Origin of the sequence: Leclercia sp. LSNIH8 (assembly GCF_002920195.1) — a bacterium.
Lineage (GTDB): Bacteria > Pseudomonadota > Gammaproteobacteria > Enterobacterales > Enterobacteriaceae > Enterobacter.
On sequence record NZ_PQJY01000002.1, the window covers coordinates 347,497 to 372,140 of the forward strand.

The following is a 24,644-nucleotide window of genomic DNA, read 5'->3' on the forward strand; positions in this document are numbered from 1 at the left end:
ACGCCAGCAGCGGCGTTTGATCTTTGCGGGGATCGCATCTAGCATGCGTTTTTTATCGCTGCGGAATGCGTTTAATGAATACAACGACGCCTTACCTGTTAATGGAATTTAATTCACCTGAAATATGGCGCTGGGCTTTTATTGAAAAAGCGGTACGACTGGCCACAGGCTATGGTTTTCAGGGCATTATTATTCACCAGCAGTCATTATTAGCGCGTCTGGCTCCGCCTTCACCACATTGTAAAGGCGCCGATTTAATTAATCTCACTATCGCCCAGGAAAATGCCATTATTTATTTACGCAAAGTGGGCGACTATGTTCAACGTCATAATTTGCAGCTTTGGTTACAGGGAGAAGCCACCCCTAATAGCCAGGAATTAAAAGCGAAATTCCCGGAGTTTTTTCTTTCTGAAAATAACGAATCCCATTTTATTCACGCTTTTTTTCAGAACGTCATTCCGCACATTCTCGCTGCGTTGCCCACCGTTCGCGGTCTGCGCCTGTCGTTATCCACGCCTGACGTCAGCACCGAAAACTGGATTAGCGCATTAAAGGCGTTATATAAGGGCATCCGGCAACTGGGACGCCAGCTTATTTTACGCGATTACCAGGACAAAACCTGGCCCCGGCATATGCTGCGGGAAGCGCTGGAGGCTCTGCCCGGCGACGTTCGCGCCTCGGTTAAAGCAACCGAACTCGATTACCGTCCCGGCTTTGCCGGTAATCCCAATCTGCTTAACATTCGCCATAACCAGAAATGGCTGGAGCTGGATCTCTGGGGGCTGGAATATGGCTGGACGCTGCTGCCCTGTTATCTGCTTGACGAGATCCAGCAGCGCCTTAGCTGGCTTAATCAACTCGACAGTACGCCAGAGGCTATCACCGTCCGCGTCGACTGGGAGTGGCTGCCAGACCTGACGCTGGAAGATTCCGTTAACGAGCTTAATTTGTCCGGCCTCTCCCGGCTGATCCACGAGCCAGAGGTTGCCCCCCGTCAACTGATCGCTCCCTGGCTACAGCAACGCGCCCGCGCCCCTCTCACCTTGCCAACCCTTAACGCCATCAGCGATATTCTCGTCGCCAGTCACGAATGGAGCTGTAAAACGCCTACCCTACTGGGGCGGGTGCTGCAATCCCACAGCCGCCCCCCGGAAGATTTAGACCAGACTCTGCATCTGCTTCATCTTGATACCCGCGGCGCCAGCTGGACCCAGTCTTTTCAACCGCTGATGCCGAGCGACGATCCGGAGCTGGGCCACCAGCAGCGTCAGCTTATCGAGCTTGAGGACCAGCGTAGCCGCTTCCTGGCCGACTATATGTACAGCCGGGCATCTAATCTCCTGCCTGATAGCATGCTCACCGACGACGCCCGGCATATCCTCCTTTCCGGGGTAACCCGGGCGGTGAAATATAGCCATATCTACAGCGCGTTCACCCGGGCGCTGACGCTGAAACTGTGGCTGCGCAAATATGGCGAGCAAGCGGATGTCAGGGCGGAATTCACCGCGGCGCTGGCGCACTTTACGCATCAGAATCGCGAGCTTGAAACGTGGCTGCTTCAGCACGGCTCACAACATCCCTCCTCCTTTGCCACACTGCTCAATCCGCCACGCATCGCGGCGTTGATAGCAAGCCTGGCTCACGACTAAGCGATAGTGAAAGCATGGTGGCACAGGGGCGGGAAGTAAATCCGTCAGGCAAAAGGAAAAGAGCGGTTAGCGCAATCAGCGGTAGAAAAAGTGAGACCGATCACGACCAGGGGAAATTTCAGGTGATCTAACTCACATTTGAGCGGCAGGATTTTGTGATCGCCATCGACTGGCTGGGGCAGGAAAAGCCCGGCGATGCAAACGTCGCCGGGCACTGTCATTACTCGTCTTCCAGATAGGTGTAACCGTACAGACCGGCTTCAAACTCTTCCAGGAACTGTTTCTGCAGCGTATCGTCCAGATCGGTCTTTTTCACCTGATCGCGGAACTGAGTTAGCAGTTTGTTCGGATCGAGCTGCACGTACTGCAGCATGTCCGCCACGGTGTCGCCCTCGTCAGAGAGCTCCACTTCCACATTGCCATCAGGGAAGACAAACACGTCAACCGCTTCGGTGTCCCCGAACAGGTTGTGCATGTTGCCCAGGATCTCCTGATAGGCCCCGACCATAAAGAAGCCCAGCATAGGTGGGTTCTCCGGATCGTACTCCGGCATTGGCATGGTGGTGGCGATACCGTCACCGTCAATGTAGTGATCGATCGCGCCGTCGGAGTCACAGGTGATATCCAGCAGCACCGCGCGGCGCTCAGGCACCTGGTTCAGCCCTTCCAGCGGCAGGACCGGGAACAGCTGATCGATACCCCACGCATCCGGCATCGACTGGAACAGCGAGAAGTTGACGTACATTTTGTCCGCCATACGCTCCTGCAGCTCGTCGATAATCGGACGGTGCGCACGGTTGCTTGGATCGAGCTGCTTCTGCACTTCATGGCACATGTTCAGATAGAGCTGCTCTGCCCAGGCGCGCTCCTGCAGGCTGTATGTACCGGATGAATAGCCGATATGAATATCGTGCAGGTCCATCTGGCTGTCGTGCAGCCACTCGCGCAGGGAACGGCGGGTGCCCGGCTCGTGCATCTCCTGCCAGGTTTCCCACATGCTCTGCAGGGCGCGTGGCGCGTCGTCAGCAGGCGGTGTGGCTTCGGTGTATTCGTTGCGCTCAACGCCGATAATATTGGAGACCAGCACCGTATGGTGCGCGGTCACCGCACGCCCGGACTCGGTGATCACCGTCGGGTGCGGCAGACCGTGCTCTTCACAGGCATCGCCGATTGCCCAGATGATGTTGTTCGCGTATTCGTTCAGACCGTAGTTCACGGAGCAGTCAGACTTGGAGCGAGTACCCTCGTAGTCCACGCCCAGACCGCCGCCCACGTCGAAGCACTGGATATTTACGCCCAGCTTATGCAGCTCGACGTAGAAACGGGCCGACTCGCGTACGCCGGTGGCGATATCGCGGATGTTGGCCATCTGGGAACCGAGGTGGAAGTGCAGCAGTTGGATGCTGTCCAGACGACCACGCTCGCGCATGATCTCCACCAGCTGCAGAACCTGGTTCGCCGCGAGGCCGAATTTGGATTTCTCACCGCCGGAGGACTGCCACTTGCCGGAGCCCTGAGAGGCCAGACGCGCACGCACACCCAGGCGCGGCACCACGTTCAGACGCTCGGCCTCTTCCAGCACAATGTTAATCTCAGACATCTTCTCGATGACCAGATAGACCTTGTGGCCCATCTTCTCACCGATCAGCGCCAGACGAATGTATTCACGGTCTTTATAACCGTTACAGACGATCACCGAACGGGTCATGCCAGCATGGGCCAGCACCGCCATCAGTTCCGCTTTGGAACCGGCTTCCAGACCAAGCGGTTCGCCGGAGTGGATCAGGGATTCAATAACGCGACGATGCTGGTTAACCTTGATCGGATAGACCAGGAAGTAGTCGCCGTTATAGCCGTAGGATTCACGCGCGCGCTTAAAGGCGGCGTTAATGGAGCGCAGACGGTGTTGCAGGATCTGCGGGAAGCAGAACAGAGCGGGCAGACGCTGGCCCTGCGCTTCGCGTGCTTTTACCAGTTTGGCGAGATCGACGCGCGCTTCCGGTACGTCAGGATCCGGGCAAACGCTGATGTGGCCCAGCTCGTTGACGTCGTAGTAGTTGTTACCCCACCACGCAATATTGTATGTGCGCAGCATCTTGCTGGCTTCCTGGGAGCTCATCGCAACCTCCTGCATAGAACGTAGTACACCCTGTTCGCCCGCTGACGAAGGCGAAAACGAAGACATGTCGTCAGACATAGCGAACCTCAACTCTTACTATTAAGTGTAAAACAGTTGACTACTATCGCAGCGTCAATCTGCGATAACAACCCATTATCCGACCGGTTTTCCAGCACAGAATGCTGAAAGCCGGGCCGTGCGACCGGTTTCTTATTCATATCATTGTAAAACACGTATCCGAACTCTGTATGACAAGGTCCGGCGAAACCACGAGAAAACTCTTGTATTAACAAGAGCGCCCTTGTTCAGTCTTCACAAAGCGTAGTGCCTGCCCGGGAATCCTGAGAAGCGCCGAGATGGGTATAACATCGGCAGGTTTGCAGATTAGAAATGCGAATGGCGGGGAACATGTTCCGGCCTGAAAGGCAGAACTGAATTAGCGGAAAACGACGGTTCATTATCTCGTATCACCTCCACGCAAGCCTGATAAAACTCGCGACAAGTTAAAGCTAAAAGTTCACTGCTTTACCCGGCTGGAAGTGGCGACACGAAGAAACGTCGTGTGCTTTTTTGTATGAGCCGCGCGCCGCGTTTTATACCGACAAGACGCGGAAAATGCAAAATATAAATGCGGGCATTGACGCACCGTCAGCAAAAATTTCCAGCAGGGTTTTCAGGGGCGTGTGGATACCTTCAAAAAAAGCTGGAAATCGGGCGAAGAAGTGACCTAAAATAGCCGTCCAGATGTTAATCCATCCATACCGATTAACACTCAGACTGCCAGTGTCACCATCTGCAAGTCCTGGTGGAAAAACCTGCCACGGCTATCCCACACGACAGTTTGAGCTAAACAAATTCTCCTTAGGTAAAATAAAACATGGCAAAACACCTGTTTACGTCCGAGTCTGTATCAGAAGGACATCCTGATAAAATTGCTGACCAAATCTCCGATGCCGTGCTGGATGCGATCCTCGAGCAAGATCCAAAGGCGCGCGTAGCGTGTGAAACTTATGTCAAAACCGGCATGGTGATGGTAGGCGGTGAAATCACGACCAGTGCATGGGTTGATATCGAAGAGATCACCCGTAACACCGTACGTGAAATCGGCTATGTACATTCTGATATGGGCTTTGATGCCAACTCTTGCGCCGTCCTGAGCGCCATTGGCAAACAGTCCCCTGACATTAACCAGGGCGTTGACCGTGCCGATCCGCTGGAACAGGGTGCGGGCGACCAGGGCCTGATGTTTGGCTACGCGACCAACGAAACCGACGTGCTGATGCCAGCGCCAATCACCTATGCGCACCGTCTGGTGCAGCGTCAGGCTGAAGTGCGTAAAAACGGTACCCTGCCGTGGCTGCGTCCGGATGCGAAAAGCCAGGTCACCTTCCAGTACGACGACGGCAAAATTGTCGGTATCGACGCGGTGGTTCTCTCTACTCAGCACGCTGAAGATATCGAGCAGAAATCCCTGCAGGAAGCGGTGATGGAAGAGATCATCAAGCCGGTTCTGCCGACCGAGTGGCTGAATGCCTCTACAAAATACTTCATCAACCCAACGGGCCGTTTTGTTATCGGTGGACCAATGGGCGACTGCGGTCTGACCGGTCGTAAGATCATCGTTGATACCTACGGCGGCATGGCGCGTCACGGTGGCGGCGCCTTCTCCGGTAAGGATCCGTCTAAGGTTGACCGTTCCGCAGCCTACGCAGCACGTTATGTTGCCAAAAACATCGTTGCCGCAGGTCTGGCAGACCGCTGTGAGATCCAGGTCTCCTACGCCATCGGCGTGGCGGAACCGACCTCCATCATGGTTGAAACCTTCGGTACTGAAAAAGTGCCTTCAGAACAGCTGACCCTGCTGGTACGCGAGTTCTTCGACCTGCGTCCATATGGTCTGATTCAGATGCTGGATCTGCTGCACCCAATCTACAAAGAAACCGCTGCTTACGGTCACTTTGGTCGCGAACATTTCCCATGGGAAAAAACCGACAAAGCCGCTCTGCTGCGTGAAGCTGCCGGTCTGAAATAATCGACTGACCGCTTACTGAAAAAGCCAGCCTCGTGCTGGCTTTTTGTTTTTTATGCCCCTGAATGCCCCGCCTGAAATCGCTTACATCGCGATAAAAACGCAGCCCTTTCGGAATACTCTCTTTGTCTGTCCCGCCCCTCTCACATACTTTTACAGCATCCCATTCAAAACTTTACATTCATAAAACAAAAAACCAACTGGAGGCTTCATGCCTGATAATAAAAAACAGGGACGGACGTCCAACAAGACGATGACATTCTTCGTCTGCTTCCTCGCAGCACTGGCAGGTTTACTTTTCGGCCTCGATATCGGCGTGATTGCCGGCGCCCTGCCGTTCATTACTGACGAATTCCAGATCGATTCCCACACCCAGGAGTGGGTGGTCAGCTCGATGATGTTCGGGGCTGCGGTTGGTGCAGTCGGCAGCGGCTGGCTCTCCTTCAAACTCGGGCGTAAAAAGAGCCTGATGATTGGCGCGATTCTGTTTGTCGCCGGTTCGCTCTTCTCTGCCGCGGCGCCTAACGTGGAAATGCTGATTGCTTCGCGTGTGCTGCTGGGTCTGGCGGTGGGTGTGGCCTCTTATACCGCGCCGCTGTACCTGTCTGAGATTGCACCGGAGAAAATCCGCGGCAGCATGATCTCTATGTATCAGCTGATGATCACTATCGGTATTCTTGGCGCCTATCTTTCTGATACCGCTTTCAGCTACAGCGGCGCATGGCGCTGGATGCTGGGCGTGATCATTATCCCGGCGGTGCTGCTGCTGATTGGTGTCTTCTTCCTGCCTGACAGCCCACGCTGGTTTGCGGCCAAACGGCGCTTTAACGATGCGGAGCGCGTCCTGCTGCGCCTGCGCGATACCAGCGCGGAAGCGAAGCGTGAGCTGGAAGAGATCCGCGAAAGCCTGCAGGTAAAACAGAGCGGCTGGGCTTTGTTTAAAGAGAACAGCAACTTCCGTCGGGCGGTGTTCCTTGGCGTGCTGCTGCAGATCATGCAGCAGTTCACCGGGATGAACGTCATTATGTATTACGCACCGAAAATCTTTGAGCTGGCAGGTTACAGCAACACCACTCAGCAGATGTGGGGCACCGTTATTGTCGGCCTGACCAACGTGCTGGCGACCTTTATCGCCATCGGTCTGGTGGATCGCTGGGGTCGTAAACCGACGCTGACGCTGGGCTTCCTGGTGATGGCCGCCGGTATGGGCGTGCTGGGTACGATGCTGCATGTGGGTATTGACTCCACCGCGATGCAGTACGTAGCCGTCGGGATGCTGCTGATGTTTATCGTCGGTTTTGCGATGAGCGCTGGCCCGCTGATCTGGGTACTCTGTTCTGAGATCCAGCCCCTGAAAGGCCGCGACTTCGGTATTACCTGCTCCACCGCCACCAACTGGATCGCCAACATGATTGTCGGCGCAACCTTCCTGACCATGCTCGATACGCTGGGGAATGCCAACACCTTCTGGGTGTACGGCGGTCTGAACCTGCTGTTTATCGTGCTGACGCTGTGGCTGGTTCCTGAAACGAAACATGTTTCGCTGGAACATATCGAACGCAACCTGATGAAAGGTCGTCCACTGCGCGAAATTGGCTCCCACGACTGATCCGTCCGGCTTCCTCCCCTGCGGAGGAAGCCGCTTGCACCGCCTCGCCGCAGGCTCTATGCTCTGCTCCTATGAAAACACCCCGTCTCCCCATTGCGCTTCAGCAAGCCGCTATGCGCAGCCTGCGCGATAAACTGGCCCAGGCCAACCTGAAACTCGACCGGAACTACCCTGAACCTAAGCTGGTGTGGCAGCAACGCGGCACCGCAGCAGGCACCGCCTGGCTGGATGCCTACGAGATCCGCCTTAACCCCGTGTTAATGCTGGAAAACCAGCAGGCGTTTATTGACGAAGTGGTGCCGCATGAACTGGCGCATCTGCTGGTATGGAAGCACTTTGGCCGCGTGGCGCCCCACGGCAAAGAGTGGAAATGGATGATGGAAGCCGTGCTGGGCGTACCGGCTCGCCGAACCCACCAGTTCGAGCTTGATTCCGTTCGCCGCAATACGTTCCCCTATCGCTGCCCCTGTCAGCAGCACCAGCTTACGGTGCGTCGCCATAACCGGGTGGTGCGCGGTGAAGCCACTTACCGCTGCGTCAAGTGCGGTGAACCCCTTATCGCTGAGTAAGCGGCAGAACAATCAGGAACATTCCTGATCTACCTGATTGCATACAGGAACAACTTTCGTTACGTTGCGGGCTCGTTTTGACACGGAGTTCACGATGTCCCGTAATTTCTCTCTCGCGGTCGCATTTCTGACGACGGCGTTCTCAGGCCATGCGCTGGCCGAAGGTATCCACAGTTTCTCTCAGGCAAAAGCCGCAGGCGTAAAGGTCAATGCTGACGTACCGGGCGATTTTTACTGTGGCTGCAAAATTAACTGGCAGGGCAAAAAAGGGGTCGTGGATCTGGCCTCCTGCGGCTATAAAGTGCGTAAAAATGAGAACCGCGCCAGCCGTATCGAATGGGAACATGTGGTCCCGGCCTGGCAGTTCGGCCACCAGCGTCAGTGCTGGCAGGATGGCGGGCGTAAAAACTGCGCCAAAGACCCAATCTATCGCCAGATAGAGAGCGACATGCATAACCTGCAACCCGCCGTGGGCGAGGTAAATGGCGATCGCGGCAACTTTATGTACAGCCAGTGGAACGGCGGCGAAGGCCAGTATGGCCAGTGCGCCATGAAGGTCGATTTCAAGGAGAAACTTTCCGAGCCGCCTGCCCGCGCCCGCGGCAGCATCGCCCGCATCTACTTCTATATGCGCGACAGGTATCACCTCAACCTCTCCCGCCAGCAGACCCAGCTCTTCAACGCCTGGGATAAACTCTATCCGGTCACGGCCTGGGAGTGCATACGAGACGAGCGCATCGCCAAAGTACAGGGGAATCACAACCCTTACGTCCAGCGCGCTTGCCAGGCGCAAAAGAGCTAACCTACACTAGCGGCAACTGTTTCTTAGCGTTCCCCTCTCCCCTGTGGGATGAGGGGGACTCAGCTCTTGATGGATTTCTTAACTATGCGTGTTCCTCGTATTTATCACCCAGAACCGATTGCCGCTGGCAGCGAAATCGCCCTCTCTGAAGAGGCCGCCAACCACGTTGGCCGCGTGCTGCGCATGGGTGCAGGCCAGGCGATTCAACTGTTTGATGGTTCAAACCAGGTTTTTGACGCCGAAATTATCCGCGCCGATAAAAAAAGCGTGCAGGTCAGCGTCCTGCGTGGCGACATTGACGATCGTGAATCACCGCTGCATATCCATTTAGGCCAGGTGATGTCGCGCGGCGAAAAAATGGAATTCACCATCCAGAAATCGATCGAACTGGGTGTAAGCCTCATTACGCCACTTTTTTCTGAGCGCTGCGGGGTTAAACTGGATGCTGAACGTCTGAATAAGAAGCTCCAGCAGTGGCAAAAAATCGCCATTGCCGCCTGTGAGCAGTGTGGCCGCAACCGCGTCCCGGAGATCCGTCCGGCCATGGATCTTGAAGCCTGGTGCGCGGAAGAGGAGCAGGGTCTGAAGCTCAACCTTCATCCCCGCGCCAGCGCCAGCATCAACACCCTGCCGCTGCCGGTTGAGCGCGTGCGTTTGTTGATCGGTCCGGAAGGCGGCCTGTCGGCGGATGAGATCGCCATGACCGCACGCTACCAGTTTACTGATATTCTGTTGGGACCCCGCGTTCTGCGTACTGAGACCACCGCGCTAACCGCCATCACTGCCCTGCAGGTGCGTTTTGGCGATTTAGGTTGAAGCATTAACGGAGAAGACAATGATCAAGCTCGGCATCGTGATGGACCCCATCGCAAGCATCAATATCAAGAAAGATTCCAGCTTCGCTATGCTGCTGGAAGCGCAACGTCGCGGCTATCAGCTCCACTATATGGAGATGAGCGACCTCTACCTGATTAACGGCGAAGCGCGTGCGCGCACCCGCATCGTCAACGTCGAGCAGAATTACGATAAATGGTACGAGTTTGGTTCCGAGCAGGATCTGCCGCTTGCCGAACTCGACGTGATCCTGATGCGTAAAGACCCGCCGTTCGACACGGAGTACATCTACTGCACCTATATTCTGGAGCGCGCAGAAGAGAAAGGCACCCTGATCGTCAACAAGCCGCAGAGCCTTCGCGACTGTAACGAGAAGCTCTACACCGCCTGGTTCTCCGACCTGACGCCAGAGACGCTGGTGACGCGCAACAAAGCGCAGCTGAAAGCCTTCTGGCAGAAACATGGCGATATCATCCTGAAACCGCTGGACGGCATGGGCGGCGCCTCAATCTTCCGCGTTAAAGAGGGTGACCCAAACCTGGGGGTGATCGCCGAAACGCTGACCGAGCACGGCACCCGCTACTGCATGGCGCAGAACTATATTCCGGCGATTGTCGAAGGCGACAAGCGCGTGCTGGTGGTGGACGGCGAACCGGTGCCTTACTGCCTGGCGCGTATTCCGCAGGGTGGCGAAACCCGTGGTAACCTGGCGGCCGGTGGCCGTGGCGAGCCGCGTCCGCTGACCGAAAGCGACTGGGAAATAGCCCGCCGCGTGGGTCCGCTGTTAAAAGCCAAAGGGCTGATCTTCGTGGGTCTGGACATCATTGGCGATCGCCTGACAGAAGTGAACGTGACCAGCCCGACCTGTATTCGTGAAATCGAAGCTGAGTTCCCGGTGTCTATTACCGGCATGCTGATGGATGCGATCGAAAAACGGCTGAAGCAGTAACAGTCCCAATATTTATACACACAACCCTTCATGCTGCATCAAGGCGCAGCCGTTGCTTCGGCAGCGTGAAGGGTGAAGTGTATAGTGACAGTGTCGGGTTTTGTCCGCATACTGGGTGCTGTCGCTTTTTAAACCAGGAAACTGAACCTCTGACAATGAATTTACAGCATCACTTTCTGATTGCCATGCCTGCTCTCCAGGATCCGATTTTCCGCCGTTCCGTCGTGTATATCTGCGAGTACAGCGAAGAGGGTGCGATGGGGATTATCATCAATAAACCGCTGGAAAATCTGACTGTTGAAGGCATTCTGGAAAAACTGAAAATTTCCCAGGACGAACGTGTTCCTGAAATTCGTCTCGACAAACCGGTGATGCTGGGTGGCCCGCTGGCAGAAGATCGCGGCTTTATTTTGCATACGCCGCCCGGTTTCTCCTCCAGCATCCGCATCTCTGACAATACCGTTGTGACCACCTCCCGTGACGTGCTGGAGACGCTGGGCACCACCAGCCAGCCGGCGGATGTGCTTGTGGCGCTCGGTTACGCCTCATGGGAAAAAGGCCAGCTTGAGCAGGAGATCCTGGATAATGCCTGGCTCACGGCCCCGGCAGATCTGAACATTCTGTTTAAAACCCCCATCGCCGATCGCTGGCGGGATGCGGCAAAACTGATTGGCATTGATATCCAGACCATGCCTGGTGTCGCGGGGCATGCCTGATGAGCGGCACGCTTCTCGCCTTTGATTTCGGCACCAAAAGTATCGGCGTGGCGATCGGCCAGCGCATCACCGGCACCGCCCGCCCGCTGACGGCGCTGAAAGCGCAAAACGGCACCCCGGACTGGAACCTGATCGAACGACTGCTGAAAGAGTGGCAGCCGGACGAGGTCATCGTCGGTTTACCGCTGAATATGGATGGCACAGAACAGCCACTAACTGCCCGGGCGCGCAATTTTGCCAATAAAATTCATGGCCGTTTTGGCGTGGCGATTAAGCTGCATGACGAGCGGTTAAGCACGGTTGAAGCCCGCGCCGGTCTGTTCGAGCATGGCGGTTTTCGCGCGCTAAACAAAGGCAGCGTCGATTCCGCTTCTGCGGTGATTATTCTCGAAAGTTACTTCGAGCAGGGTTACTGATCCCCTTCCCTTTGCCCGGCAATCCGGGCAATTCACTCCTGGTCCGCCAGCAGCGTGGCGTTGAGCGCGGTCAGCTCATCAAGACGTGAGCGGACGCTCTCATCGTCAATATTCCACATACCGGCAAACGCCAGCGCGGCATGATGCGCTCCTACGGGTACCGCCATCGACACTTCACCGTCGTCGTGATGCCAGATCACACGTCCCTGCTCACGCTGCTGGGCCACATGCGGGGCGAGGTTTTGCCACTGCTCGGGCGTAAAGCGGGGGATCAGCGCGTCATCCGGTTCGCTCGCCAGCAGCGACATGCCAATCACCGATTGCCAGGCGGGGAGCATATGGAATCCAGCCAGCGCCTGGCTGGCCTGGCTGCCGGGAACGGCGTGCCAGATATAAATGACCTGATCCTCCCACAGCACCCCCAACGCCACCACGATATCGCGTGGCGCATGGCGCTCCAGCCGGGGCAAGGCGCGGGAGAACAGCTCCGAGCCACGGATGGACTGCGCCGCCAGGGCATGAATACCGGGGCCTGGCAGGTAGCGGCGGTGCTCGTCCTGCATGGTCAGGCCAATAGAGGCCATGGTCATCAGCAAACGGTTCACCCGGGTGGTGTTGATCCCCATCAGTCGTGCGAGTTCACGGCAACCGATAGCACGGCCGCTGGAAACCAGATATTGCAGACAGCGAATGCCGTCGATAAGACTTTGGTTCGGTTGTGATGACATAGCCGCTTTCAATCAGTGCAATCAGAAACTCGATTTTAGCGCTCATACCGCAGGAAACAAGGCCATGAGAGGCATTCTCTGCTGGCGCAAGCTTATGACAATCGCCCCTGCGCCCTGCGCTCAGCCAGGCTCTGCTCGAAGTTTTGCATGCCAGCCTGCTGCCCGGTCTGGATCACGCCGGGCAGTTGATAGGTTTTGCCTTCACGGATCAAATTGGCCGCCGCTGGGGTATTAACCAGCAGCTCGAACAGCGCGACGCATCCCTGCTGGTTATCCCTTTCGAGTTTTTGCGCCAGCACGGCCCGCAGGCTGCCTGCCAGCTGTTTACGTACCGGCTCTTTTTCCTGCGCGGGAAAGGCATCCACCAGCCTCTCCACCGCCTGGGCGGCGCCCCGGGTGTGAAGCGTCGCCAGCACCAGATGCCCGGTCTCGGCGGCGGTAAGCGCAAGGCGGATTGTCTCGCTGTCACGCAGTTCGCCCAGCAGGATCACATCGGGATCTTCACGTAATGCTGCCCGCAGCGCGTCGGAAAAGGAGAGGCAATGCAGGCCAATCTCCCGCTGCTGAATCAGGCAACGCTTGCTCTGATGGATAAATTCCACCGGATCTTCAAGCGTCAGGATATGTCCGTCGCTATGGTGATTGAGAAAATCGACCATCGCCGCAAGCGTGGTGGATTTACCGCTGCCTGTCGCCCCGGTCACCAGTATCAGGCCGTTATCATTTGCCAGCAGTTCAGGTATCGCCCGCGGCGCTCCCAGTGTATGCAACTGCGGGCACTCGTCTGGAAGCAGGCGGAGCGCCAGGGAACACCCCTGCATATGTGCAAAGGCGCTGGCCCGCAGTCGCTGCTTGCTCGCAAGCGTAACGGCAAAATCCACCTGACCCTGGGCGCACCATGCCCCCTGCTGCTCGTCGCTAAGCCAGCTTTTCAGCAGCATCGCGACCTCCGGCCCCGGAAAGGGGGCAAATTCCATTTTCCCTCGCCGCCGCCAGCGAGGTGGCGCGTTACTGCACAGGTGTAGATCCGACACGTTATGCTTTACACTAAGGGCCACAATTTCTTCCATATCCATTTAATGATCCCCGGAAAATGAACGACATTGCGCATAACCTGGCACAGGTCAGGGACAAAATCTCAGCCGCGGCAACAGGTTGCGGCCGTGCTTCAGAAGAAGTTACGTTGCTTGCAGTCAGTAAAACCAAGCCTGCGAGCGCCATCGCAGAAGCGATTGATGCAGGCCAGCGCATGTTCGGTGAAAACTACGTGCAGGAAGGGGTGGAAAAAATCCGCCATTTCCGGGAAAAGGGCACCGCGGATCTGCAGTGGCATTTTATCGGGCCACTACAGTCAAACAAAAGCCGGCTGGTGGCGGAGCATTTCGACTGGTGTCATACCGTCGATCGTCTGCGCATCGCCACCCGTCTGAGCGAGCAGCGCCCGGCCGAGATGCCGCCGCTTAACGTGCTGATTCAAATCAATATTAGCGACGAAAACAGTAAGTCAGGTATTGCTCTTGAGGAACTGGAGCATCTGGCGGAACAGGTTGCCGTCCTGCCCGGCCTTCGCCTGCGCGGGTTAATGGCGATCCCGGCCCCTGAAACAGATTACGACAGGCAGTTTGCCGTAGCCCGGCAAATGGCTGTAGCATTTGAGGCGCTTAAAACGCGCTACCCAACGGTCGACACGCTTTCACTGGGCATGACGGACGATATGGCCGCCGCGATTGCGGCTGGCAGCACCATGGTGCGCATCGGGACAGCTATTTTCGGCGCGCGCGATTACACCCAATAATAAGGAAACCTGAGGAACGCCATGAAGACGTTGACCTTCCTGCTCTCAACGGTCATTGAACTGTATACGATGGTGCTTTTGTTACGCGTCTGGATGCAGTGGGCCCGTTGTGATTTTTACAACCCCTTCTCACAGTTTGTCGTGAAAGTGACCCAACCGATTGTCGGGCCGCTGCGCCGGGTCATCCCGCCGATGGGCCCGATTGACAGCGCCTCCCTGCTGGTTGCGCTGATCCTGTGCGTGGTGAAAGCGATCGTGCTGTTTATGGTCATCACCTTCCAGCCGATCATCTGGATCGCGGCGGTGTTGATCCTGATAAAAACGATCGGCCTGTTGATTTTCTGGGTTCTGCTGCTGATGGCGATCATGAGCTGGGTAAGCCAGGGCCGTAGCCCGGTGGAGTATGCCCTGATTCAGCTTGCCGACCCGCTGCTGCGCCCGATTCGTAATCTGCTGCCAGCCATGGGCGGAATTGACTTCTCCCCGATGATCCTCGTACTGCTGCTGTACGTGATCAACATGGGTATCGCTGAACTGCTGCAGTCCACAGGCAATATGTTGCTGCCGGGGCTGTGGATGGCGTTATGAGTGCTGTCAGCACCTGCGCCGATGGGCTGGTTTTACGGCTGTATATTCAGCCGAAAGCCAGCCGCGACACGATTATCGGGCTGCATGGCGACGAAGTAAAAGTCGCCATCACCGCCCCTCCTGTGGATGGCCAGGCCAACGCCCATCTGGTGAAGTATCTGGCGAAGCAGTTTCGCGTTGCGAAAAGTCAGGTGTTGATCGAGAAAGGTGAACTGGGCCGTCACAAGCAGGTCAAAATTCTAAATCCGCAACAAATCCCGACGGAAGTCGCGGCACTGATACAACAGGATTAACAGATGCAAAAAGTTGTTCTCGCTACCGGTAACGCCGGTAAAGTGCGCGAGCTGGCCTCGCTGTTAAATGATTTTGGTCTGGATGTGGTTGCCCAGACCGAACTGGGCGTGGACTCTGCGGAAGAGACCGGCCTGACCTTTATTGAAAACGCCATTCTGAAGGCGCGCCATGCTGCACAGGTCACCGGCTTACCGGCCATTGCCGATGACTCAGGCCTGGCGGTAGATGCCCTTGGCGGCGCGCCAGGAATTTACTCCGCCCGCTATTCCGGCGTCGATGCCAGCGACCAGCAGAACCTCGAAAAGCTGCTGGAAACGCTCAAGGATGTACCGGATGAGCAGCGCAAAGCGCAGTTCCACTGCGTGCTGGTCTATATGCGTCACGCTGAAGACCCAACGCCACTGGTCTGCCACGGCAGCTGGCCGGGCGTGATCGCCCGCGAGGCGGCAGGCAATGGCGGCTTTGGCTACGATCCGATCTTCTTTGTCCCGAGCGAGGGCAAAACCGCTGCGGAACTGACCCGCGAAGAAAAAAGCGCGATTTCCCATCGTGGACGCGCCCTGAAACTGTTACTGGAAGCATTACGTAATGGCTAATTTGCCACCATTGAGTCTTTATATTCACATCCCGTGGTGCGTGCAGAAATGCCCGTACTGCGATTTCAACTCGCATGCGCTAAAAGGCGAAGTACCCCATGACGATTACGTTCAGCATCTGCTTGCCGATCTGGACGCCGACGTACCTTACGCGCAGGGACGTGAAGTAAAGACCATTTTTATCGGTGGCGGTACGCCGAGCCTGCTCTCAGGCCCGGCGATGCAGACGCTGCTGGATGGCGTGCGTGCGCGTCTTAATCTGGCAGCGGATGCAGAGATTACCATGGAGGCCAACCCGGGGACCGTTGAGGCCGACCGTTTTGTGGAGTATCAGCGCGCCGGGGTGAACCGTATCTCCATTGGCGTGCAGAGCTTTAGCGCGTCAAAGTTAACGCGTCTGGGACGTATTCATGGCCCGGATGAAGCAAAGCGCGCCGCTCATCTTGCGACCGGGCTGGGATTGCGCAGCTTTAACCTCGACCTGATGCACGGCCTGCCGGATCAGTCCCTGGAGGAAGCGCTGGACGATCTGCGCCAGGCCATTGAGCTGAACCCGCCACACCTCTCCTGGTATCAGCTGACCATTGAGCCGAACACGCTGTTTGGTTCACGCCCGCCGGTGCTGCCTGATGATGACGCGCTGTGGGATATTTTCGAGCAAGGCCACAGGCTTTTGACCGCTGCCGGGTATCAGCAGTACGAAACCTCGGCCTACGCGAAGCCTGGCTACCAGTGTCAGCACAACCTGAACTACTGGCGTTTTGGCGACTACCTGGGCATTGGCTGTGGCGCCCACGGCAAAGTGACCTTCCCGGACGGACGGATTCTGCGCACGGCTAAAACGCGCCATCCGCGTGGCTATATGGAAGGACGCTATCTTGAGCGCAGCCATGATGTTGAAGCCGAAGATAAGCCGTTCGAGTTCTTTATGAACCGCTTCCGCCTGCTGGAAGCCGCACCGCGCGCGGAGTTTACGTTGTATACCGGCTTGCCTGAAGCGGTAATTCGCCCTCAACTGAATGAAGCCATCGCCAAAGGTTATCTGACCGAATGCGACCAGTACTGGCAAATCACCCAGCAGGGGAAATTGTTCCTGAACTCCCTTCTTGAGCTGTTCCTCGCAGAATAATGCCTGATGCGCCTCCGGGCGCATTTTTATATCGTTAAAACCGAATAAACATTACGGCTTTTTAATCACAAATAAAGTAGACCATATATTTTTGGCTGAATCATTAATCCCCCTCCGTCTATTTATCTAATCCAGCGCACATTTTAATAATAAACCCCTACTCCATGCGGAAATTACGATTACTATTGCGACACATGTACGACAACTTTGTTAATCTGTCATACAAATAAAAGTAACGCGTAATGGAATTAGTGATAACAACCTTTTAGCATGGAGCTTAATAATGAAAACTCGTTCGTATTTACGTTTATTATTATCGGCACTTTCAATTACGTTATTCGCTACTGCTGCCAGCGCAGCGGATAAAGTCACCCTGAAACTGGCGCATAATCTCGAACGTAGCCACGTTGTCCACCGGGCGTTCGAAGCCATGGCGAAAGATGTTAAAACGCTCTCTGATGGCACCATGACCATACGGATCTATCCCAGCAGCCAAATGGGCAATGCCCGCGAAACCATGGAGCTTTTACAAAATGGCGCGCTGGATATGACAAAAGGCTCAGCCAGTGATTTAGAATCCTTTGATAATATTTACGCCATCTATAATTTACCTTTTTTATTTCGCGATCAGGCCCACTTTAATACCGTCGTATTTGGCGACATCGGCAAAGAAATTATGGCGTCGACCAAAGAGAGAGGCTTTTTTGCGTTATCCGCTTACGTTGCTGGCACCCGTAGCTTTTATGCTAAAAAGCCCATTACCAAACCAGACGATTTGAAAGGGCTTAAAATTCGCGTTCAGCCAAGCCCCACCACGATAAAAATGATTGAACTTATGGGTGGCTCGCCAACGCCGGTCTCCTTCGGCGAAGTCTATACCGCCATGCAGCAAGGGGTGGTTGATGGGGCGGAAAATAATGTGCCGTCATGGGTGCAAACTCGCCATATTGAAATCGCGAAGGTCTTTTCTGAGGATGAACACGCCTCAATACCGGACTTTCTGGTTATCGCCACCAAAACCTGGGACGCTCTGACCCCGGCGCAGCAGCAGATCCTGGCAACCGCCGCCAGCAACTCACAGGTTTACCAGCAAAAACTGTGGGATGAGATTGATGCGCAAACCCGTGCCCAGGCAAAAGCGATGGGTGGTGAGATTATCAAAGTTGATAAAGTCCCCTTCCGCGCCGCGGTGCAGCCGCTGTTTGATGATTTCAAAAAAGATCCTAAACAAGCAGCCCTGTTAGCGAAGTTTGAAAACGCGGTACCGCAATAATTTTTCTAAGGGCCGCATCAGGCCCTTTTTCAACGGGATATTCACCATGATATTTAACCGCCTTAAGGCTGCGGTAGACCGCGTCATTGCCGCTTTTTGCGTGCTGGTGATGATCGCGCTGGTTATCTGTGTGGTGTGGCAGGTTGTGAGTCGCTACGTCCTTAACCAACCCAGCACCCTGACCGATGAGCTGGCACGCTTCTTAATGATCTGGGTGGGGTTGCTCGGTGCGGCTTACAGCGTGGGCGCCCAGCGACACCTCTCTATTGACCTTCTCGCCCTCTCCCTGAGTCGGCCTAAGCAGGCGCTGTTGAGCCTGCTGGTCAACCTGATGATCTTTGTTTTTGCCGGGCTGGTCATCGTAACGGGAGGCATCCGGCTTATCGGTAAAACCCTTGAGACGGCCCAGGTCTCTGCGGTCATGCAGATCCCCATGGGTTACGTCTACCTTATCCTTCCGCTGAGCGGCCTGGTGATCATGTTTTATGCCCTGAATTTTATGTGCCAGAGCCTGCTGGCTCTGAAAACCGCAAACGTGGAGGCGTTATAATGGAAAACGCAGTAGCGCTCACGCTGTTTGGCAGCTTTTTTGTGTTGGTTTTCATTGGCGTCCCGATCTCTTTTTCGATTGGTATCGCTACGGTGGCCTCCATGCTGCTGATGTTCCCGTGGGAGATCGCCGTCGTCACGGTGTCCCAACGTCTGGCGAACGGCCTGGATAATTTTTCGCTGCTGGCGATCCCGTTTTTTATCTTTGCGGGCACGCTAATGAACAGCGGCGGGATCGCCATACGGTTGATTAATCTGGCCCAGGTGATGGTTGGCCGGGTTCCCGGCTCGCTAGGTCACGTGAACGTGATGGCGAATATGATGTTTGGCTCCATCTCTGGTTCCGCGGTAGCCGCCGCGGCCGCCGTTGGCGGAACGCTTCACCCCATCCAGACAAAGCAGGGTTACGACTCCACCTTCACCACGGCGGTAAACGTCACATCCTGCATCACGGGCCTGCTCATTCCCCCTTCCAACGTGCTGATCGTCTTCTCCCTTACCGCGGGCGGCGTCTCGATAGCCTCACTGTTTATGGCGGGCTACCTGCCGGGTCTTCTGATGGGGCTGGCGGTTATGATCGTCTGTGCCGTCATTGCTAAACGCCGCGCTTATCCACTCGCTGAGCGCCCCACCCGCGCTCAGGCGATAAAGGCCTTTTTTGACGCGATGCCAAGCCTGCTGCTGGTCATCATCGTTATGGGCGGCATTCTGGGCGGTATCTTTACTGCCACCGAGGCATCGGCCATCGCCGTGGTTTACACCTTTATTCTGTCAGTGCTGATTTACCGGGAGGTGAAGTAGCGGGAGTTACCCAGGCTGATTCTGGAGTCGGTGGTCATGACCTCCATCGTCTTGCTGCTGATCGGCTTTTCCGTTGGGATGTCCTGGGCGATGACCAACGCAGACATTCCGTATTTGATCAGCGATACGCTGATGGGGATCTCTGATAATCCGTTGATTATTCTGCTGCTGATTAATATCGTGCTGCTGATCGTCGGCATCTTTATGGATATGACCCCCGCGGTGTTGATCTTTACCCCTATTTTCCTGCCTATTGCTCAGGAGCTGGGGATGGATCCGGTGCATTTCGGCATTATGATGGTGGCCAATCTCTGTATCGGCCTGCTGACGCCGCCGGTGGGCAGCGCATTATTTGTCGGCTGTTCTATTTCCGGGGTTAAGATCCAGCAGTTGATTAAACCTCTACTGCCGTTCTACTTAGCCCTGATAACCGCGCTAATACTGATTACCTACATCCCTGCAATTTCGTTGTTTCTTCCTGAACTGCTGGGCTTAATGTGATGCAGACCAGCAAAGGGCGCCCCCCTTTGCTGGTTCAATAGCGTTACTTCAGCCCGCCCACCAGCGCCTTGCGGCTCTCTTCCAGCGAGACAACGCGCTGACACACGTCTTTGCCGAATGCCTTGAAATCCGCTTCCTGGTTTTTCCACTCGTTCTGGATGGCGGTTTGCAGGCCGCCCAGGCTACCCAGCACACCCTGCAGCGGGTTGCCGCCGCCTTTCAGTACCGCTTTGGCGCCCATCTCGTTAATGCTGTCCTGCAGAATGCCGCCCATCGCCTGGTTCACCAGCTGCTGGCCGTCGGCGCGCACCTGATCGATCGCTTTATAGTGGAACGTCAGGCCATCGGTGCGATGCTCAATAATGCGGTTCATCTGCTCTTTTAACTGCGCATCCAGTTTGGTGAGGCGCGAGCGCATATTGCTGCTCTCCCCTGCCTCTTTAGCGATGATCCTATCCAGGGCGACACGGCCTTTTTCCACGCGGGTCAGAGCGCCTTCATCAATCCACGGCAGCGCGCTGCGCAGATCGGCCTGATAGTCTTTTGCCTGTTCACGTTGGGCTGCGCTCAGCGTGTACTGCTTGCCGTTGAACATGACGTTGCCATCCGGGGTGATCACCAGATTGCCGTTCTCACCTTTTACCTGCACGGTTTGCGGGCTCAGGATCACGTCATCACGCGGCGTGACTTCACATTTGTACTCTGCGTGAGCGGTGAGTGCCGTGGTCATTAAGGCCGCGGCGAGCAGCGTTTTGCGCATCATATATTCTCCCTCATACAAAATGGGCCAGCAATTGCTGGCCCCTGATGCTCTATTAGTCCCACCAAATGTCGAAAAGTTCGCTGATGCGCACCTCTTCGAATTTGTGGTCTTCCAGCCACTTACGCACAATGGCCTGATCTTCTTCGGTACACTTGCCGATCTCTTGTTTGCAGATCAAACCTTCCCACGCCAGGTAGCCGCTGCCGTCAAACGCCAGCTTGTTCGGCTCGATGACTTCATTGATGAAAGCATCGACATCTTCATCAATTTTTTCTACGCTGGTGCCTTCCGGGAAACGCCATGCAACCGAAAAACCCACCTCCTGGAACTCTTCGATGTGCATTTTCTTACGCAGACGACGGCTACGGTTCTTTGCCATTATTTCACCCTCTCGAACATTAAGTCCCATACGCCGTGACCAAGACGATGGCCACGCTGTTCAAATTTGGTTACCGGACGCGATTCAGGACGCGGTACATAGTCATTGCTCGCAGACTGGTTTTTATACCCGTCCAGCGCCGACATCACTTCCAGCATATGTTCCGCATACTGTTCCCAGTCGGTTGCCATATGGAAAACACCACCCAGCTTCAGTTTGCTTCTGAGAAGTTCAGCAAACGGCTCCTGAACGATACGGCGTTTATTATGACGTGCTTTGTGCCACGGGTCAGGGAAAAAGAGCTGAACCATGCTCAGAGAATTGTCAGGAATCATCTTGTGCAGCACTTCTACCGCGTCGTGACACATCACGCGCAGGTTCTCGACGCCCTCTTCGTGGGCGGTCGCCAGACACGCACCGACACCCGGGGAGTGGACTTCAATGCCGAGGAAGTTCTGCTCCGGGCGCGCTTTTGCCATGGTCACCAGCGAAGCGCCCATGCCGAAACCAATCTCCAGTGTGACCGGTGCGTCGCGGCCAAACAGCGCCACAAAGTCGAGCGGCTGTTCGGTGAACTCAACGCCCATCACCGGCCAGTAGTTATCCAGCGCGTGCTGCTGCCCTTTGGTCAGGCGCCCCTGACGGCGGACAAAGCTGCGAATACGGCGCAGCGGGCGGCCGTTTTCATCAAATTCCGGTGATATGACGTCGTTTTTCATAAAAGAGTAGTCTGCTTGTGAGAATGTTCGGGAAACGGGCATTATCCAAAGTTAATGACCGGATGCAAGCATGGGAAAGATCCGGTTTACAGCCGCATGCCTCTGTGCTGCAATCTGCCTCCCTGATACCGCAAAGCGAAGACCATGCAAGCCTCTCAATTTTCAGCCCAGGTGCTGGACTGGTACGACAAATACGGGCGTAAAACCCTCCCCTGGCAAATTGAAAAAACACCGTACAAAGTATGGCTCTCAGAGGTGATGTTGCAACAAACGCAGGTCGCAACGGTTATCCCTTACTTTGAGCGCTTTATGGCGCGTTTTCGGACGGTGACCGATCTGGCTAACGCCCCGCTGGATGAGGTGCTGCACCTGTGGACCGGGCTCGGCTATTACGCCCGCGCCCGCAATCTGCATAAAGCCGCCCAGCAGGTGGTGTCGCTGCACGGTGGCACCTTCCCGGAAACCTTCGATGAAGTGGCCGCCCTGCCGGGCGTGGGGCGCTCTACCGCCGGGGCTATCCTTTCTCTCTCGCTGGGTAAACACTTCCCGATTCTCGACGGCAACGTTAAACGCGTGCTGGCGCGCTGCTACGCCGTCAGCGGCTGGCCGGGCAAGAAAGAGGTGGAGAAGCGCCTGTGGGAGATCAGTGAAGCGGTCACTCCCGCTCACGGCGTTGAACGCTTTAACCAGGCGATGATGGATTTAGGGGCAATGGTCTGCACCCGCTCGAAACCGAAATGCGAACTTTGCCCGCTGAATAATCTGTGCGTCGCCTATGCTAACCAGTCGTGGGCACACTATCCCGGTAAAAAGCCGAAGCAGACCTTACCAGAGCGTACCGGCTATTTCCTGCTGATGCAGCACGAGGAGACCGTCTGGCTCGCCCAGCGTCCGCCAAGCGGTTTATGGGGCGGTCTCTTCTGCTTCCCGCAGTTTGAGGATGAAGAGCGTCTTCGCGACTGGCTGGCGCAACGCGGTATCCCTGCCGATACTCTTATGCAGCTCAACGCGTTTCGCCATACCTTCAGCCATTTCCATCTGGATATTGTTCCAATGTGGCTTCCCGTGTCCTCATTCACGGCGTGCATGGATGAAGGCACCGCTCTCTGGTATAACTTAGCGCAACCGCCGTCAGTGGGGCTCGCGGCTCCCGTAGAGCGCCTGTTACAGCAATTACGTGTCGGAGCAACGGTTTAGCTCCGGGCGACAAAGAGGAATCAGTATGGCCAGAACAATTTTTTGCACCTTCCTGCAGCGTGAAGCAGAAGGCCAGGACTTCCAGCTCTATCCGGGCGATCTGGGTAAGCGCATCTATAACGAAATTTCAAAAGAGGCGTGGGCGCAGTGGCAACACAAGCAAACCATGCTGATTAACGAGCGCAAGCTCAACATGATGAACGTTGAACACCGCAAGCAGCTTGAAGAGGAGATGGTCAATTTCCTGTTTGAAGGCAAAGACGTTCACATCGAAGGCTATACGCCACCAGAAAAATAATATCGTGCCGCCTTGCCTGGTCTACGGTTTGTAGGCCGGGTAAGCGTAGCGCCACCCGGCGAAAACAGCCCCAGAACAAACACAACACGCACTCCTGGAATGATGAAAAAATTTTTAGCGCTTGCTCTTGTTGCACCGTTACTTGTTTCGTGTTCCTCCAGTAAGAAAGGCGATAGCTATAACGAAGCCTGGGTAAAGGACACCAACGGTTTTGACATTCTGATGGGGCAATTCGCCCATAACATCGAAAATATCTGGGGATTTAACGAGGTTCTGATCGCAGGGCCAAAGGACTACGTTAAGTACACCGACGCTTACCAGACCCGCAGCCACATCAACTTTGACGAAGGTACCATTACCGTCGAGACCATTGCCGGAACCGATCCTGCGGCGCGTTTGCGCGAGGCGATCGTGAAAACCCTGCTGATGGGTGACGATCCGGGCTCTATCGACCTCTACTCCGATGCCGACGACATCACCATCTCCAAAGAGCCGTTCCTCTATGGCCAGGTGGTGGATCAAACCGGCCAGTCCATTCGCTGGGAAGGCCGTGCTAATAATTTTGCTAACTACCTGTTGCAGACGCGCCTGAAAAGCCGCAGCAACGGCCTGCGCGTTATCTACAGCGTGACCATTAACCTGGTGCCAAACCACCTCGATAAACGTGCGCACAAATATGTCGGGATGGTCCGTCAGGCATCGCGTAAATATGGTGTCGATGAGTCGCTGATCCTGGCGATTATGCAGACTGAATCGTCGTTTAACCCGTACGCGGTGAGCCGTTCCGACGCCCTGGGCCTGATGCAGGTTGTGCAGCACAGCGCCGGGAAGGATGTGTTCCGCTCGCAGGGAAGATCGGGTATGCCAAGCCGCAGTTACCTGTTTGATCCTGCCAGCAATATCGACACCGGTACCGCCTATCTGGCGATGCTGAATAACGTCTACCTGAGCGGCATTGATAACCCGACCTCACGTCGCTATGCGGTGATCACCGCCTACAACGGCGGCGCAGGCAGCGTGCTGCGGGTCTTCTCCAACGATAAAATCCAGGCGGCAAACATTATCAACAGTATGTCACCGGGGGATGTTTACCAGACCCTCACCAGCCGTCACCCTTCCGCAGAGTCCCGCCGCTACCTCTACAAGGTCAATACGGCTCAGAAGAGCTATCGTAGAAAGTAGTGTGACTTTTTTACCCTCTCCTTCGTGGGGAGGGTAAAGATTCCGTCGCTCCCCGCCCGCCTTCCCCATAAGAAATTGTTATTTGCATCACAATCCAAACTGCAAATTAATGTTGATTGCATTTTTTTGCGGGAGGTAACAAAACATCACGCCACTCGCT

The 24,644-nt window shown here is 55.5% G+C and carries 28 protein-coding genes and 1 pseudogene; 20 read left to right on the top strand and 9 right to left on the bottom strand.

Annotation, left to right across the window (positions count from 1 at the left end; translation table 11 throughout):
- The first annotated feature begins 74 nt into the window (after positions 1–74).
- Positions 75–1,649: a hypothetical protein gene (locus C3406_RS06520; RefSeq protein ID WP_103822808.1), complete on the top strand. Its 1,575-nt coding sequence runs from the start codon at positions 75–77 to the stop codon at positions 1,647–1,649.
- A 44-nt stretch (positions 1,650–1,693) separates the two neighbouring features.
- On the opposite strand, the gene C3406_RS26140 is transcribed toward C3406_RS06520, so the two are convergent.
- The 4 genes from C3406_RS26140 to C3406_RS26770 all read right to left on the bottom strand — a co-directional run bounded on the left by C3406_RS26140 (position 1,694) and on the right by C3406_RS26770 (position 4,226).
- The gene (locus C3406_RS26140; RefSeq protein ID WP_158250562.1) at positions 1,694–1,870 is read right to left on the bottom strand and encodes a hypothetical protein; all 177 of its coding nucleotides are present in this window, start codon (positions 1,868–1,870) and stop codon (positions 1,694–1,696) included.
- Complete coding sequence (gene speA, locus C3406_RS06525; protein WP_103822809.1) at positions 1,870–3,846, bottom strand: biosynthetic arginine decarboxylase; 1,977 nt, start codon at positions 3,844–3,846, stop codon at positions 1,870–1,872. The genes C3406_RS26140 and speA overlap by 1 nt, the downstream gene beginning before the upstream one ends.
- An 8-nt stretch (positions 3,847–3,854) precedes the next feature.
- Positions 3,855–3,986, bottom strand: a complete 132-nt coding sequence (gene yqgB / locus C3406_RS06530) for an acid stress response protein YqgB (RefSeq protein WP_139156299.1) — start codon at positions 3,984–3,986, stop codon at positions 3,855–3,857.
- An 87-nt stretch (positions 3,987–4,073) separates the two neighbouring features.
- Entirely contained in the window at positions 4,074–4,226 is a 153-nt protein-coding gene (locus C3406_RS26770) for a hypothetical protein (RefSeq protein WP_419146408.1), read from the bottom strand.
- 419 nt (positions 4,227–4,645) lie between these two features.
- Between C3406_RS26770 and metK the strand changes: the two genes are divergently transcribed.
- The 8 genes from metK to ruvX all read left to right on the top strand — a co-directional run bounded on the left by metK (position 4,646) and on the right by ruvX (position 11,692).
- Complete coding sequence (gene metK, locus C3406_RS06540) at positions 4,646–5,800, top strand: methionine adenosyltransferase (RefSeq protein ID WP_103822810.1); 1,155 nt, start codon at positions 4,646–4,648, stop codon at positions 5,798–5,800.
- A gap of 208 nt (positions 5,801–6,008) precedes the next feature.
- The gene (locus C3406_RS06545; protein ID WP_103822811.1) at positions 6,009–7,406 is read left to right on the top strand and encodes a sugar porter family MFS transporter; all 1,398 of its coding nucleotides are present in this window, start codon (positions 6,009–6,011) and stop codon (positions 7,404–7,406) included.
- A gap of 71 nt (positions 7,407–7,477) precedes the next feature.
- On the top strand, positions 7,478–7,975 hold the full coding sequence (locus tag C3406_RS06550) for a SprT family zinc-dependent metalloprotease (RefSeq protein ID WP_103822812.1): 498 nt from the start codon (positions 7,478–7,480) through the stop codon (positions 7,973–7,975).
- A 94-nt stretch (positions 7,976–8,069) separates the two neighbouring features.
- Complete coding sequence (endA, locus tag C3406_RS06555; protein WP_103822813.1) at positions 8,070–8,777, top strand: deoxyribonuclease I; 708 nt, start codon at positions 8,070–8,072, stop codon at positions 8,775–8,777.
- A gap of 84 nt (positions 8,778–8,861) precedes the next feature.
- Positions 8,862–9,593 (top strand): 16S rRNA (uracil(1498)-N(3))-methyltransferase, encoded by a 732-nt coding sequence (gene rsmE / locus C3406_RS06560; protein ID WP_103822814.1) that lies wholly within the window; start codon positions 8,862–8,864, stop codon positions 9,591–9,593.
- 19 nt (positions 9,594–9,612) lie between these two features.
- Positions 9,613–10,560 carry a glutathione synthase gene (gshB, locus tag C3406_RS06565; protein WP_103822815.1) on the top strand — a complete coding sequence of 316 codons (948 nt, stop codon included), beginning with the start codon at positions 9,613–9,615 and terminating at the stop codon, positions 10,558–10,560.
- Between the two features lie 155 nt (positions 10,561–10,715).
- Complete coding sequence (locus C3406_RS06570; RefSeq protein WP_103176923.1) at positions 10,716–11,276, top strand: YqgE/AlgH family protein; 561 nt, start codon at positions 10,716–10,718, stop codon at positions 11,274–11,276.
- The gene (gene ruvX, locus C3406_RS06575) at positions 11,276–11,692 is read left to right on the top strand and encodes a Holliday junction resolvase RuvX (protein WP_103822816.1); all 417 of its coding nucleotides are present in this window, start codon (positions 11,276–11,278) and stop codon (positions 11,690–11,692) included. Before C3406_RS06570 ends, ruvX begins: the two co-directional genes overlap by 1 nt.
- Positions 11,693–11,724: 32 nt before the next feature.
- Here the strand turns inward: ruvX and C3406_RS06580 are convergent, their stop codons facing one another.
- Both C3406_RS06580 and C3406_RS06585 read right to left on the bottom strand, forming a co-directional pair.
- Positions 11,725–12,420 carry an IclR family transcriptional regulator gene (locus C3406_RS06580; protein ID WP_103822817.1) on the bottom strand — a complete coding sequence of 232 codons (696 nt, stop codon included), beginning with the start codon at positions 12,418–12,420 and terminating at the stop codon, positions 11,725–11,727.
- Between the two features lie 92 nt (positions 12,421–12,512).
- The gene (locus C3406_RS06585) at positions 12,513–13,496 is read right to left on the bottom strand and encodes a type IV pilus twitching motility protein PilT (RefSeq protein WP_103822818.1); all 984 of its coding nucleotides are present in this window, start codon (positions 13,494–13,496) and stop codon (positions 12,513–12,515) included.
- 17 nt (positions 13,497–13,513) lie between these two features.
- Between C3406_RS06585 and C3406_RS06590 the strand changes: the two genes are divergently transcribed.
- From C3406_RS06590 to C3406_RS06625, 8 genes and pseudogenes are all read left to right on the top strand, one after another.
- Positions 13,514–14,215, top strand: coding sequence for a YggS family pyridoxal phosphate-dependent enzyme (locus tag C3406_RS06590; protein WP_103822819.1), 702 nt, complete (start codon positions 13,514–13,516; stop codon positions 14,213–14,215).
- Between the two features lie 21 nt (positions 14,216–14,236).
- Positions 14,237–14,803, top strand: a complete 567-nt coding sequence (locus C3406_RS06595) for a YggT family protein (RefSeq protein WP_103822820.1) — start codon at positions 14,237–14,239, stop codon at positions 14,801–14,803.
- Entirely contained in the window at positions 14,800–15,096 is a 297-nt protein-coding gene (gene yggU / locus C3406_RS06600) for a DUF167 family protein YggU (RefSeq protein ID WP_103822821.1), read from the top strand. The genes C3406_RS06595 and yggU overlap by 4 nt, the downstream gene beginning before the upstream one ends.
- Before the next feature lie 3 nt (positions 15,097–15,099).
- The gene (locus C3406_RS06605; protein ID WP_103176930.1) at positions 15,100–15,693 is read left to right on the top strand and encodes an XTP/dITP diphosphatase; all 594 of its coding nucleotides are present in this window, start codon (positions 15,100–15,102) and stop codon (positions 15,691–15,693) included.
- Positions 15,686–16,822: a radical SAM family heme chaperone HemW gene (gene hemW / locus C3406_RS06610; RefSeq protein WP_103822822.1), complete on the top strand. Its 1,137-nt coding sequence runs from the start codon at positions 15,686–15,688 to the stop codon at positions 16,820–16,822. The genes C3406_RS06605 and hemW overlap by 8 nt, the downstream gene beginning before the upstream one ends.
- A 283-nt stretch (positions 16,823–17,105) precedes the next feature.
- Positions 17,106–18,095: a TRAP transporter substrate-binding protein gene (locus C3406_RS06615; protein ID WP_103822823.1), complete on the top strand. Its 990-nt coding sequence runs from the start codon at positions 17,106–17,108 to the stop codon at positions 18,093–18,095.
- Between the two features lie 46 nt (positions 18,096–18,141).
- Complete coding sequence (locus C3406_RS06620; protein WP_146052343.1) at positions 18,142–18,645, top strand: TRAP transporter small permease; 504 nt, start codon at positions 18,142–18,144, stop codon at positions 18,643–18,645.
- Positions 18,645–19,946 (top strand): annotated as a pseudogene (locus C3406_RS06625) (TRAP transporter large permease). Before C3406_RS06620 ends, C3406_RS06625 begins: the two are co-directional and overlap by 1 nt.
- Before the next feature lie 43 nt (positions 19,947–19,989).
- On the opposite strand, the gene C3406_RS06630 reads toward C3406_RS06625, so the two are convergent.
- From C3406_RS06630 to trmB, 3 genes are read right to left on the bottom strand one after another with little or no spacing between them, the layout of a single operon-like run.
- Positions 19,990–20,709: a YggN family protein gene (locus tag C3406_RS06630; protein ID WP_103822824.1), complete on the bottom strand. Its 720-nt coding sequence runs from the start codon at positions 20,707–20,709 to the stop codon at positions 19,990–19,992.
- Positions 20,710–20,761: 52 nt separating this feature from the next.
- Positions 20,762–21,088 (bottom strand): YggL family protein, encoded by a 327-nt coding sequence (locus C3406_RS06635; RefSeq protein WP_103822825.1) that lies wholly within the window; start codon positions 21,086–21,088, stop codon positions 20,762–20,764.
- Positions 21,088–21,807, bottom strand: a complete 720-nt coding sequence (gene trmB / locus C3406_RS06640) for a tRNA (guanosine(46)-N7)-methyltransferase TrmB (protein ID WP_103822826.1) — start codon at positions 21,805–21,807, stop codon at positions 21,088–21,090. Before trmB ends, C3406_RS06635 begins: the two co-directional genes overlap by 1 nt.
- A gap of 144 nt (positions 21,808–21,951) precedes the next feature.
- Between trmB and mutY the strand changes: the two genes are divergently transcribed.
- The 3 genes from mutY to mltC all read left to right on the top strand — a co-directional run bounded on the left by mutY (position 21,952) and on the right by mltC (position 24,484).
- Complete coding sequence (gene mutY / locus C3406_RS06645; RefSeq protein ID WP_103822827.1) at positions 21,952–23,004, top strand: A/G-specific adenine glycosylase; 1,053 nt, start codon at positions 21,952–21,954, stop codon at positions 23,002–23,004.
- 25 nt (positions 23,005–23,029) lie between these two features.
- Complete coding sequence (locus C3406_RS06650) at positions 23,030–23,302, top strand: oxidative damage protection protein (RefSeq protein WP_103176936.1); 273 nt, start codon at positions 23,030–23,032, stop codon at positions 23,300–23,302.
- A 102-nt stretch (positions 23,303–23,404) separates the two neighbouring features.
- Positions 23,405–24,484 carry a membrane-bound lytic murein transglycosylase MltC gene (mltC, locus tag C3406_RS06655; protein ID WP_103822828.1) on the top strand — a complete coding sequence of 360 codons (1,080 nt, stop codon included), beginning with the start codon at positions 23,405–23,407 and terminating at the stop codon, positions 24,482–24,484.
- Positions 24,485–24,644 lie beyond the last annotated feature (160 nt).

Coding starts and splice junctions, on each gene's coding strand:
- gshB (WP_103822815.1), top strand. CDS start 9,613: ATGATCAAGCTCGGCATCGTGATGGACCCCATCGCAAGCATCAATATC.
- C3406_RS26140 (WP_158250562.1), bottom strand. CDS start 1,870: ATGACAGTGCCCGGCGACGTTTGCATCGCCGGGCTTTTCCTGCCCCAG.
- mltC (WP_103822828.1), top strand. CDS start 23,405: ATGAAAAAATTTTTAGCGCTTGCTCTTGTTGCACCGTTACTTGTTTCG.
- C3406_RS06580 (WP_103822817.1), bottom strand. CDS start 12,420: ATGTCATCACAACCGAACCAAAGTCTTATCGACGGCATTCGCTGTCTG.
- metK (WP_103822810.1), top strand. CDS start 4,646: ATGGCAAAACACCTGTTTACGTCCGAGTCTGTATCAGAAGGACATCCT.
- speA (WP_103822809.1), bottom strand. CDS start 3,846: ATGTCTGACGACATGTCTTCGTTTTCGCCTTCGTCAGCGGGCGAACAG.
- C3406_RS06590 (WP_103822819.1), top strand. CDS start 13,514: ATGAACGACATTGCGCATAACCTGGCACAGGTCAGGGACAAAATCTCA.
- C3406_RS06595 (WP_103822820.1), top strand. CDS start 14,237: ATGAAGACGTTGACCTTCCTGCTCTCAACGGTCATTGAACTGTATACG.
- trmB (WP_103822826.1), bottom strand. CDS start 21,807: ATGAAAAACGACGTCATATCACCGGAATTTGATGAAAACGGCCGCCCG.
- C3406_RS06605 (WP_103176930.1), top strand. CDS start 15,100: ATGCAAAAAGTTGTTCTCGCTACCGGTAACGCCGGTAAAGTGCGCGAG.
- ruvX (WP_103822816.1), top strand. CDS start 11,276: ATGAGCGGCACGCTTCTCGCCTTTGATTTCGGCACCAAAAGTATCGGC.
- endA (WP_103822813.1), top strand. CDS start 8,070: ATGTCCCGTAATTTCTCTCTCGCGGTCGCATTTCTGACGACGGCGTTC.
- C3406_RS06550 (WP_103822812.1), top strand. CDS start 7,478: ATGAAAACACCCCGTCTCCCCATTGCGCTTCAGCAAGCCGCTATGCGC.
- C3406_RS26770 (WP_419146408.1), bottom strand. CDS start 4,226: ATGAACCGTCGTTTTCCGCTAATTCAGTTCTGCCTTTCAGGCCGGAAC.
- yqgB (WP_139156299.1), bottom strand. CDS start 3,986: ATGAATAAGAAACCGGTCGCACGGCCCGGCTTTCAGCATTCTGTGCTG.
- C3406_RS06585 (WP_103822818.1), bottom strand. CDS start 13,496: ATGGATATGGAAGAAATTGTGGCCCTTAGTGTAAAGCATAACGTGTCG.
- C3406_RS06620 (WP_146052343.1), top strand. CDS start 18,142: ATGATATTTAACCGCCTTAAGGCTGCGGTAGACCGCGTCATTGCCGCT.
- C3406_RS06520 (WP_103822808.1), top strand. CDS start 75: ATGAATACAACGACGCCTTACCTGTTAATGGAATTTAATTCACCTGAA.
- yggU (WP_103822821.1), top strand. CDS start 14,800: ATGAGTGCTGTCAGCACCTGCGCCGATGGGCTGGTTTTACGGCTGTAT.
- C3406_RS06545 (WP_103822811.1), top strand. CDS start 6,009: ATGCCTGATAATAAAAAACAGGGACGGACGTCCAACAAGACGATGACA.
- C3406_RS06615 (WP_103822823.1), top strand. CDS start 17,106: ATGAAAACTCGTTCGTATTTACGTTTATTATTATCGGCACTTTCAATT.
- C3406_RS06650 (WP_103176936.1), top strand. CDS start 23,030: ATGGCCAGAACAATTTTTTGCACCTTCCTGCAGCGTGAAGCAGAAGGC.
- C3406_RS06570 (WP_103176923.1), top strand. CDS start 10,716: ATGAATTTACAGCATCACTTTCTGATTGCCATGCCTGCTCTCCAGGAT.
- mutY (WP_103822827.1), top strand. CDS start 21,952: ATGCAAGCCTCTCAATTTTCAGCCCAGGTGCTGGACTGGTACGACAAA.
- rsmE (WP_103822814.1), top strand. CDS start 8,862: ATGCGTGTTCCTCGTATTTATCACCCAGAACCGATTGCCGCTGGCAGC.
- C3406_RS06630 (WP_103822824.1), bottom strand. CDS start 20,709: ATGATGCGCAAAACGCTGCTCGCCGCGGCCTTAATGACCACGGCACTC.
- C3406_RS06635 (WP_103822825.1), bottom strand. CDS start 21,088: ATGGCAAAGAACCGTAGCCGTCGTCTGCGTAAGAAAATGCACATCGAA.
- hemW (WP_103822822.1), top strand. CDS start 15,686: ATGGCTAATTTGCCACCATTGAGTCTTTATATTCACATCCCGTGGTGC.